The 10,346-nt window shown below is 77.4% G+C and carries 6 protein-coding genes and 1 pseudogene; 1 reads left to right on the top strand and 6 read right to left on the bottom strand.

All coding sequences use genetic code 11. The features are described from left to right. Together ACFVXK_RS33455 and ACFVXK_RS33460 are read right to left on the bottom strand one after the other, a co-directional pair. Positions 1 to 1,970 (bottom strand): FUSC family protein (locus ACFVXK_RS33455; RefSeq protein ID WP_389619389.1); only part of this gene is annotated, 1,970 nt, incomplete at its 3' end. A 105-nt stretch (positions 1,971 to 2,075) separates the two neighbouring features. Continuing rightward, on the bottom strand, positions 2,076 to 3,176 hold the full coding sequence (locus tag ACFVXK_RS33460) for a DUF1152 domain-containing protein (protein WP_389619392.1): 1,101 nt from the start codon (positions 3,174 to 3,176) through the stop codon (positions 2,076 to 2,078). A 187-nt stretch (positions 3,177 to 3,363) separates the two neighbouring features. On the opposite strand from ACFVXK_RS33460, the gene ACFVXK_RS33465 reads away from it, so the two are divergent. Continuing rightward, entirely contained in the window at positions 3,364 to 4,767 is a 1,404-nt protein-coding gene (locus ACFVXK_RS33465) for an STM4012 family radical SAM protein (protein ID WP_389619395.1), read from the top strand. Between the two features lie 30 nt (positions 4,768 to 4,797). Here the strand turns inward: ACFVXK_RS33465 and ACFVXK_RS33470 are convergent, their stop codons facing one another. The 4 genes and pseudogenes from ACFVXK_RS33470 to ACFVXK_RS33485 all read right to left on the bottom strand — a co-directional run. After that, positions 4,798 to 5,730: a DMT family transporter gene (locus ACFVXK_RS33470; protein WP_389619398.1), complete on the bottom strand. Its 933-nt coding sequence runs from the start codon at positions 5,728 to 5,730 to the stop codon at positions 4,798 to 4,800. A gap of 126 nt (positions 5,731 to 5,856) precedes the next feature. After that, positions 5,857 to 7,539, bottom strand: coding sequence for a thiopeptide-type bacteriocin biosynthesis protein (locus ACFVXK_RS33475; RefSeq protein WP_389619401.1), 1,683 nt, complete (start codon positions 7,537 to 7,539; stop codon positions 5,857 to 5,859). Between the two features lie 26 nt (positions 7,540 to 7,565). Then, positions 7,566 to 9,470, bottom strand: coding sequence for a TOMM precursor leader peptide-binding protein (locus ACFVXK_RS33480; protein WP_389619404.1), 1,905 nt, complete (start codon positions 9,468 to 9,470; stop codon positions 7,566 to 7,568). Continuing rightward, positions 9,467 to 10,346, bottom strand: a pseudogene (locus ACFVXK_RS33485) (hypothetical protein); the annotation flags it as partial. The pseudogene ACFVXK_RS33485 and the gene ACFVXK_RS33480, both read right to left, overlap by 4 nt.

Below are 10,346 nucleotides of genomic sequence, written 5' to 3' on the forward strand. Positions count from 1 at the left end.
GGCCCGGCCGGGCCCGGCGGCGCGGTTCGCGCGGCCGCGCCTCCCCCGCCCGGGGCCCGCCCCGACACGGCAGGCCCCGCGGGCGGCGGACCCGGCTCCGGAACGGGGCCGGTGGGCGCCGGGGCCGGGGAGGCCCGTCCGGTCACCGGCAGCGGTCCGGGCGACGGGGGCGGGTCCGGGGGTGCCGTCAGGCGGTCGGCGCCCCACAGGGTGTGGTGCCCCGCCATCAGGGCCGCCTGCCAGTCCGGTCCGGGCGGGCGCGGGACGCCGGCTCCGAAGTGCTGGGGCTCGCTCTGGTACTGCGCGTACGCCGACTCCGCCAGGATCAGCGCGTGCCGCAGGGACCGGTACCCCCGCCCGGCCGCCGCGCCCCCGCCCGGGCCGCCCGCCGCGACCGAGGCTCCCGTCGCGACCACGACCTCGGCCGCCCGGCGCAGCAGGCCCGCCGCCGCCCGCCCCAGTTCGTCGTGCGCGCCCCGCGGCCAGGCGAGCAGTCCGAACACCCCGCCGATCAGGCTGCCGACGAGCACGTCCAGCAGCCGGACCTCGGCCAGCCGCCAGGTCGCCCCGGCCAGCTGGGCGAAGACCATCGCCACCAGCACGGTGAAGAGTCCCTGCGCCCAGCCCACGCCGCGGACGGGTCCGACCGTGAACGCGAAGAGCATCCAGAGCGGGAGCAGGACGGCGTACACGGTCGTGTGGGGACCGGCCAGGGTCAGCAGTCCGGCGGTGAACAGCGCGCCGGCGAAGGTACCGGCCAGGGCCACCCGGATGGTGCCCCAGGTCTCGCCGACGGTGGTCCGCGTCAGGGAGAGCGTCGCCAGCATGGCCCAGAACCCGTGCGGCAGCGTGTCCAGCCCCGCGACCAGCCGGGCCGCCGCCAGTGCGAGGCCGATCCGCACCGCGTTCTGGAAGAACACCGACCGGCGCTCGGCGTGTCCCCGGATCCGGTGCCACCACAGCAGCGGCGCGGGCGTCCTGGCGTACCAGAACCGCCCCGGCACCACGCGGTCCGGCCGGGCGCGGCCCCGGAGGGCGAGGGAGGCGGCCGTGGCCATGGTGAGCGCGGCGTCGGCCACCTCCAGCACCGCCGCGTCCCGGCGCAGCCCGGCGGGGGTGACGGGCCCGGCGGGGTCGCCGGCCAGCCGGGCGCGGGCGGCGGCGAGGCCCTCGTACGCGGAGCCGGAGCCCGAGCCCGGTCCGCCGCGCCGCCGGAGGTCTTCGGCGGTGCGTTCCGCCAGCCGCCGGACGCCGAGCAGGACCTCGGCGGCGCCCGGCGCGCCCGGCAGGGCCGACAGCCGGCTCAGCAGGGTCCGTGCGGCCAGGCCCGTGTGGGTCAGCGCGCGGTCGCGTACGCCCGGCCCCGCCGGCCGGTCCGCCTCGGGCACGTTCAGCGACCGCAGGGCGGCGCCGGCCTCGCGCGCCCGCCCGGCCGAGGCCGGCGCGAGCGCGTACGGGGGCGCGGTCAGCTCCCGCGCGCAGTGCGCGGCGGTGTCCGCGGCGCGGGCCGCCAGCTCCCGGTAGGACGGGGGCGCGGGTTCGGGCAGGAGGTACCGCTCGGCCAGGACGAGCAGGGCGAGCCCGGCGGTGGTGCCGACGAGCCGTACGCCGAGCGAGCCCGGGTCGTAGGGCGGGAAGGACGGGAGGATGTACAGCAGTTGCAGCCCGGGCCCGGCGCCGGCAAGCCGCGGGCCGCCCACCGCCGCGAAGGCCAGCGCGAAGCCGACGACGAGCATCCCGGCGACCGCGCTCCAGGTGCGCACGGACAGGAAGGTGCCGACCACGACGAGCAGCCAGCACACCGGTACCAGCCGCAGCACCGTGGCGGCCCGCTGCGGCCCGGTGCCGGGGATCCGGGACAGTCCGGCGAGGGCCACCGCCGCGAACAGCGCGTACGTGGCGGCGGTGGGAGCGCCGAAGCCGTACAGGAACAGGTAGAACCCGACGGCGGCGACCAGCGTCACCCGCACCGCCCTCACCCCCGGGGCCGCATAGCCGTCCGGCCACCGCGGCCTGGGCACACCACCCATCCCACCAGGATCACCCCCCTCCCCCGCCTCGGCACCACGGCCCGGTCAGCCCGCGGCCAGCCGCCACAGCGGGGGCGCGTGCCGCTCGGGACCGGCCGTGCGCAGCCCGGAGAGCAGGGCGTCGGCCTCCGTGGCGGTCAGGTCGAGCTCCTCGGTGATCCGCCGCGTGGTGGCGTACGCGATCCCCTGCGCGAGGGTCTCGCGTTCCCAGGCGGCGAAGCGGTCCAGGACGGAGGCGGGGTCCCGGTCCGGGCGGTGCGGGGCGGGCGGGGTGGCGGGGTCGGCGGCGCGGCGGCGTTCGCGGGCGATCTCCGAGAAGCCGCAGACCGCGCGGGAGGCCTCCTCGGCCTCGTCCAGGGAGGGGCAGCCGGCGAGCGCCCGGGCGAGCGGGCTGAGTCCGAGGACCCGGTCCAGGCTCAGCCGGTGGACCTGCCGGGCCGTGTCGTCGAGGAGCACCGGCCGGGGCGCGTCCCGGGTCCCGCAGACCCCGCGCACCCCGCGGGCGGCCGCGACCAGCAGGGCGCTCGCCTCGGAGGGGTGCCAGTCGAAGACGCCGGAGACGGCCTCGGTGTGGGCGGCGTCGAGGGTGAGGGCGGGCGCGCCGAGCCGGGGCATCAGGTCGGGCAGGGGCACCTCGTTGTCGAGGCCGGGGCCGGCGACGTACACGGTGGTGGGCAGGCCGGTCTCGGCGCAGGCGGCGACGGCGAGGGCGTCGCCGAGCGGGCTGCGCAGGGTGGGTTCGTCCCCGCGCGCGACGATGTCGCCGCCCACGTCCACGAGGTCGATCCGGTCGGCCCGGCACCAGCGGGCGGCCGCCGCGATCTGGCGGGCCAGGCCGGACGTGCCGCCGTACGGGTCGAGCAGCCCGAGCCGCGGCCGCAGGGCGCCGGACAGCCGCGGGAGCAGGGAGCCGGCCGGGGCGCGCGGTGCGGTGGCGGGGGTGATCAGGGCGAGGCCGGGCGCGGCGGGTTCGGTGCCGGTGAAGTCGGCGGCGCGGCGGGGGCCCGGTACGGGGTCGACGACCAGCCGCTCCCAGGCGTAGGTGAGGACGAGCGCCGGGGTGTCCGCCCCGTGGAGCGCGGCGTGGACCATGGCCGCCGTGATCGGGTCGCCGCCGCCGCCCGCGGCGATGAGAAGTCGCTTCATACGGGAAACGGAACCCCAGTCAGGGACGGAATGGGCCGTTCCACCAAAAAGTGCATATGAAGCTCTACACGGTGAAACCCATTTTATGGGAATTGCACTACAGAAATGAGGCCGGGGCCGAGCCTAGGGTGACGAACTGTCACGAACAGTGATCTGACCGGTTTTTGAAAGAGAGTCAATTCCCGTCATGACCAAGTCTGTTCCGCTCCCCATGCCCACCGTCCCGGGCCGCGCCGCCGAGACCGACGGCGAGCCGCGCACCCCGTACGAGCAGTACGTGTACGCCTACCCGCACCAGAAGGCGTACCGCCTGCTGGAAGACGGCCCGCTGCTCTCCGAGCTGTGGTCCAAGGAGCGCCTCGACGCCCTCTCCCTCTACGTGCACGTCCCCTTCTGCGAGATGCGCTGCGGGTTCTGCAACCTCTTCACCCGCACCGGCGCCCCCGAGGAGGTCACCGGAGCGTTCCTCGGCACCCTGGAGCGGCAGGCCCGCGTCACCCGCGAGGCCCTCGACGCCAAGGGCGAGCCCGTCCGGTTCACCCTCGCCGCGTTCGGCGGCGGCACCCCGACCTATCTGACGGCGGACGAGCTCACCCGGCTCTGCGACATCAGCGAGAAGGTCATGGGCGCCGACCTGAAGGCGGCGTCCTGGTCGGTGGAGACCTCCCCCGCGACGGCCACCGCCGACCGGATCGCCGTGCTCGCCGAGCGCGGGGCGACCCGGGTGAGCATCGGCGTGCAGAGCTTCATCGACGAGGAGGCCCGGGCGGCGGTGCGGCCGCAGAAGCGCGAGGAAGTGGAAGCCTCGCTCGGCCGGCTGAAGGAGGCGGCCTTCCCCGTCCTCAACATCGACCTCATCTACGGCATAGACGGCCAGACCGAGCGCACCTTCAAGGTCTCCCTCGACGCCGCCCTCGCCTGGGAGCCGGAGGAGGTCTACCTCTACCCGCTCTACGTGCGCCCGCTCACCGGGCTGAGCTCCCGGCACGCCAAGACCCTGGAGGAGTGGAACGACCAGCGGCTGCGGCTCTACCGCTACGGCCGCGACTACCTCCTTTCCTCCGGGTACGAGCAGACCTCCATGCGGGTGTTCCGGCGGGTCGGCACCGCCGCCGTGGACGACACCGACGGCAGCAGCATCAGCGAGTACAACCAGCAGGCGGGCATGGTCGGACTGGGCGTCGGCGCCCGCTCGTTCACCACCGGGCTGCACTACACCACCGACTACGCGGTGGCGGTGCCCGAGGTGCGGCGCATCATCGACGACTACATCGCCACCCCGACCGAGCGCTTCCGCCGGGCCCAGTGGGCGTTCCGGATGGACGAGGGCGAGCGGCGCCGGATGTACGTGCTCCAGCACCTGCTGGAGTCCACGGGCCTGCGTCCCGACGCCTACCAGGAGGTGTTCGCCACCCGCTTCGAGGACGACTTCGGCCCGCAGCTCGCCGCGCTGCTGGAGCGACGCTGGCTGCGGGAGCGGGGCGGGGCGCTGGCGCTGACCCTGGAGGGCATGGCCTGGGCCGACGCGGTCGGTCCGATGTTCTTCTCCGACCGCGTGCACGAGAACATGCGCGCCTACCAGGACCGCTAGGCACGCCCGACCCGGGGGGTGTCCGGCGGGTCAGGCGCTCCGGGTCGCCGCCTCCGGCTCCGGCTCCGGCTCGGTGCGCGGGGCGGCCGGGCCGGTCCGCGGCCGGGGGCGGCGCTCGGGGAGGGACACCAGGACCAGCCCGAGCAGCAGCAGCGCCGCCCCGGCCGCGGCGGACGGTCCCGGCCGCTCGCCCAGCACCGCCACCCCGAGCACGGTCGCGACCAGCGGCTCGGTCAGGCTCAGCGTCCCCGTCGTGGCGGCGCTGAGCCGGCCGACGCCCCGGGTGAACAGCAGGTACCCGAGGGCGGTGGTGCCCAGGCCGAGCCAGCCGATCAGGGCGGCCGAGCGGACGGTGGCCAGGCCCTCGGGGGCCACCAGCAGGTACGGGGAGACCAGCAGCCCCGCGCCCAGCACGCTCACGGGGGCCGCGGCGCCGAGGTCCGCGCCGCGCGCCCCGAGCTCCTTCGTGGCGGCGATGTACACGCCGAAGCTCGCCCCCGCCACGACGCCGAACAGCACGCCCGGCAGGTCGGCGGTGGCCCCGCTGCCGGGCAGCAGCAGCAGGGCGATCCCGAGCACGGCGCAGCCGGTCCCACCCAGCCAGCGGGGTGTCAGTCGCTCCCCGGACAGGGCCCGGGCGCACAGGCCGCCGACCACGGGCACGGTCCCGAAGGCGACCGCGGTCGCCAGGGCGGCCCCGCCGCGCTCGACGGCCTGCAGGAAGCACACCTGGAAGGCGGCCGTCACCAGCACGCTCAGCCCGAGCCACCCCCGCACCCCGGGCCGCCGCAGCGTGCGCAGCCCGGCCGGGCGGACCGTCAGCAGGCTGAGCGCCAGCCCGCCGAGCAGCATCCGGCAGGCCCCGAGCGCCACGGGGTGCACCCCGGTGTCCGCCCAGAGCTGGGCCGGTCCCACCGTCCCCCACAGCACCGCCGCCGCCAGCACGGCCGCCACCGCTCCCATGACTACCCCCTCCACCACGTTCCGGTCGTGGTGAAGCTATCGGGGCGCGGCCGGGCAGACCTACTGGCCGAAACCATGAGATTCCGTCCGAAAGCACCGGCCGGTCCGTGCCTTCACACCAACCCGTCAGACGGCGGGCGCGGGGCGGCCGAGCGGCAGCAGGTACTGGAGGGGCTGTTCCAGGTCGTCCAGGCCGAGGAGTTCCTGGGCCAGGTCGTCGTGGAAACCGCCGAGCGGGGTGCCGGCCAGCCCCAGGGCCGTGCCGGTGAGCAGCAGGTTCTGCGCCAGGTGGCCGGTCTCCAGCAGGGCCAGGCGTAGGGCGCGCAGCCCGTAGCGCCGGCGCAGCAGGCCGAGGTCCGCGTAGAGGGCGAGGACCACCGGCACCCGGTCGATGCCGATCCGGTGCGGGTCGCTCGCGGGCCGGGACAGGTACGTCGACAGGGCGGCGATCTCCGCCGTGGCCGGGGCCGGTCCGACGCGCCGCAGCGTCCGCCGCTCGGGCACGCAGTCGTACGTGCCCGCCGGGACGCCGTCGACGTCGAGGACCAGCAGCCGCACCCGGGCCGTGTACAGGGCGCCGCCGCTCGGGTAGGCCCGGCGGACCGGGGGCTCGGCCGCGTCCTCGGGCCGCAGCGCCCCGCCGCGGTCCCGGTCGGCCATGGCGTGCCACAGCAGGGCGCCCAGGTCGGCGGCGGCGAGCGGCCCGCCGAGGGCCCCGCGCAGCGAGGCCCGGGCCGCGAGGGCGGCGCCGAGCGGGACCTCGGGCAGCGGGCCGGCGGGCAGCGGCAGCTCGGGTGCGGCCGGGGTGCGGCGGGGCGGCTCCGGCGGCAGGGTGCGCAGGGCCGTGTCCTCGTGCCGGCCGATCTGGAACTTGCTGCGCTCCAGGTACTGGAAATCGGCGGCGGTGTGCCCGGCCGGGAAGTAGTCGGCCGGCTCCCCGGTCTCCAGCAGGGTGCGGGCGGCCAGCCGGCACACGGCCCGCTCCTCGTCGGGGGTCACCCCGAGCCGGTTGAACAGCATGTGCAGCTGCGAGCCCCAGATCCAGGCCGTCGCGTCGGGGGCCGCTTCCGGGTCGAGTCCGGCCCGGAGCAGGGCGTCGGTCGCGCGGACCCGCGATTCCCAATGGCCCAGCCAGGGTGCGGCGGTGCCCTGTGCAAGGCGTTCCCGCAGGTCCTGGGCGCGCCGCTGCAGGCCGGAACGCTGGGCGGCGTAGACGGAGTTGACGCGGGCGTGCACGGAGGCGCCGGGCAGCAGCTCCACCTCGGTGACCCACCGCCAGCCGGCCGCGTGCCGGCGCAGCCAGCGGGCGGCGGTGAGCCGGTCCAGGCCGAGCGCGTGGACCGTCGTGTGGGCCAGGTCCGCCGCGTGCGTCAGTCGGGCCGAGCTCCCGCCCCCGGCGGCGAGTTCGCGCAGGACCTCGACCGCCACCCGGGAGGAGTCCGCGAAGACCTCCTCGGCGAGGGGCAGGGCGCGCGGGCCGCCGTACCGGTCGGTCTCGGGCCGGTACGGGACGGCGCGGACCTCGCCGTGGGCGGAGGGCCAGGGACCGGGCACCGAGGGCACCTCCTTCGCCGCGCGGGCCAGTTCGCCCGGCAGCCCGGCGGCGGCGGCCGGGGCCAGCCCGCGCACCCGCAGGCGCACGTGGGGGCCGTCCTCCGGGTAGCGGATGAAGAACCACCGGTCGGCTTCTCCTGCCGCCACCAGGCCGTCGAGGAGCGGGGCCGCCTCGCGGAGCAGGAAGGCGTCGGTGTCCTCGGTCGCGGAGTGCAGGAAGACGTGGTGGCTGTGCCAGGCGTCGGTCGTGGGCATCTGCGGTCCTAGCGGGAGGGGGCGGATCAGGGGAAGGGGTGCGGGTGGAGCGCCAGTTCCTCGTGGCGCAGCGGCCCGGGGGCGCGGCCCAGCCGGTGGGGCACGTCGAGCAGCCGGGGCAGGCCGCGGGTGCGCCGGTTGACGTGCCCGAAGGTCATGGGCAGCGAGCCGGGGACGACCACCTTCACGCAGTGCAGGCCGAGCCGGTCGCGCAGGCCCGGTTCGCTCTGGTCGACGGTCACCGCCTCCAGGCCGGCGCCGGCCAGCCGGTCCACGGTGGCCGTGAGCAGGGCGGAGAGGTCGGCGACCGGTTCCGGCGCGCCCGGCCAGGCGGCCGCGACCGGCACGGACGGGGTGTCGGCGAGGAGGAACTCCAGGCGGGGGCCCGCCTCCGGAAGGGCGTTGACCCCGACGTGGTCGTCCAGGCCGACCACCAGCTCCGGCCGGTCCAGCATGGGCCGCAGCCGCCGCGGGTCGCGCGCGCCGTCCTCGGCGAAGGAACGCCCCGGTGACTCCAGGACGTTGGTGACCACCTCCGCGACGGCGGAGCGGATCGCGGCCCGCGGATCGTGGTGGGCGCCGGCCGCGAGGAACATCCGGGGCGCGTCGGGGTGGGTGCCCTCGTAGCGGCAGACGGCCACGACGGCCGGGATCCCGAAGTCGTTGGTCGCGTCGAGCAGCAGCAGCCGGTAGCCCGCCACGGCGGCCCGGTCCGCGAGGAGGGCGGTGTCCGGGTCGTCCGGGGGCGGTTCGACGCGGCGCAGCGGGGTGGCGGCGTACCAGGCCATCAAGAAGGCGTCGCGCTCCGCGACCTCGAAGAGGCCGTAGAGCGCGGCCTCTTCGGGGCTGTTGCCGAGACCGCAGCCGTTGGAGGACTCGTACACCACGCGCGGCCGGCCGGCGCCGGGCACGTCCCAATAGGCCACGTGCTCGGGTACGAGGACCGGGCGGCGCCGGGTCAGCGACCAGCCCCGTACCCAGTCCAGCTCCAGGTCGGGGGTGTAGGGGACGGTGGGCGAGGCAGGGTGCCCGTGGTGGGCGGGGTCGGGCAGGCCGAGCCGCCCGGGGTCCAGGGCCCGGTCGGGGCCGAGTGCGGCGAAGGAGGCGCGCAGGTCGGTGCGCCGGCCGGTGGGGCGCATGCCCGCGTACCGTTCGACGGCCTCGAACAGGGCGATGCGCTCGCTGGTGGCGAAGTCCCCGGCGCGGCCGTACCCGCCGTCGTCGACGTGGCGGCCGTCGCTGACGAACGCGCTGGTGAGGGAGAAGGCGGAGTCCTCGGAGCGGAAGAGGCGGCGCACGGGCCCGAACCGCTCGTCGTGCAGTTCCCGCCGCAGGAGGCCGGGGCCGGCGGTGCGGGGGTTGGGGGCGCGCAGCACGTGGGGGTCGGGCAGCGGGCGGGGGGCGGCCGGCAGCGGGTCCGGGGCGCTCGCGGAGTCGGCGGGCAGGGGGTGGCAGACGGCGCAGCCGCCGAGGGGGCGGACGCGGTGGGTGGACCAGGTGGCGCGCCCCTGGTGGACGACGTGCACGAGGGCCGCCCCGTCCTCCCGGCCGGGCTCCTCCCCGTCCAGCAGGTCCCGGGCCAGGGCGCCGAGCGCGGCGGACAGGGCCGGGGAGGGCACGCCGGCCAGCGCGAGCCCGGGGCTGCGCCAGGGCACCCGGCCGCCGGCGGTGGCCAGCCGCTGGTACTCGGTGCAGGACAGGCAGGCCGCCGCCCCCGGGGCCAGCACCGGCCCGACGACGGCGACCGGCCCGTCGAAGCGGACGGGCACCAGGGCGACGGGATGCCGGAGCGCGTGCCGGCTCAACTCCTCACCGAGCCCCGGCGTCCACCGCTCCAGCAGCACCACCGCCGGCCCTGCGGTGGCGGCGAGCGCGGCCTCGGCCCCGAGCACGGGTACGGGGAGGGGGCCCAGGGGGGTGGGGTCGGTCATCGGGCCTCCTCGGGGCCGGAGTCGAGCACGGCGTAACCGAACGCCCGCAGCCGGGGGGCGAGTTCACGGGGGTCGGGGATCGCGGCGGGGCCGGGGCCACCGGAGGGGTCTCGGGGAGCGCGGAGGGAGGCTCCGGTGAGCCGGTGCAGCGCGGCTTGGAACCGCTCCTCGCGTGCGGCCACGTCCGCCATCCAGCCGTTGGTCCAGCCCGTGTCCTCCCACGCGGCGATCCGCGCACCGGCCGCGGCCAGGGGTGCGACGGCCCCGCCCGACGGCGGTACCCGCACCGTTCCCGCCGCCGGGAGGGGTGGTTCGGCGGTATCCGCGGGGACGGCCGGGGCACCGGCGGCGGCGGACACCGCCGCCACGGCGGCCAGGGTCGCGAAGGCCGCCGCGTCGCCCGGGGTCGCCTCGACCGCCTCGCCGAGCACCCCGGCCGGTCCGGCCGGCCGGGCTCCTCCCGGCGCGACGCGGCCGGGGCCGCCGGGCAGGCCCGGGTGACGGGGGGCGGGGACCCCGTCCGGGCCGGGGGCAACGGGGGACGGGAGGGGCCCGTGCACCACCGCGCGGTAGACCTCCTCGTGCGGGGCGGCCCGGACCAGCTCCAGCCGGGCCGGTACGCCGAGGCGGGCGGTGAGGGTGGTCCACCAGTGGCGGGCCTGCGGGTGCGCCGACCACTCCTCCTCGGACACCAGGGCCCCTCCCGCCCTGCGGGCCGCCGCCGCCCGCAGGGCCCGTCCCCGGGCGTGCGCGGGGTTCGCCCCGACGGTGAACCGCCCCTCCCCCAAGGAGAGTTCCGCGGCACGGCAGAACAGCTCCAGGCGGGCCAGGTCCAGCCGGGGCGCCCCGCCCGTGAGCCGGCTCCCGGGCAGTGCG

It is taken from the genome of Streptomyces sp. NPDC058157, from assembly GCF_042884105.1.
Classification (GTDB): domain Bacteria; phylum Actinomycetota; class Actinomycetes; order Streptomycetales; family Streptomycetaceae; genus Streptomyces.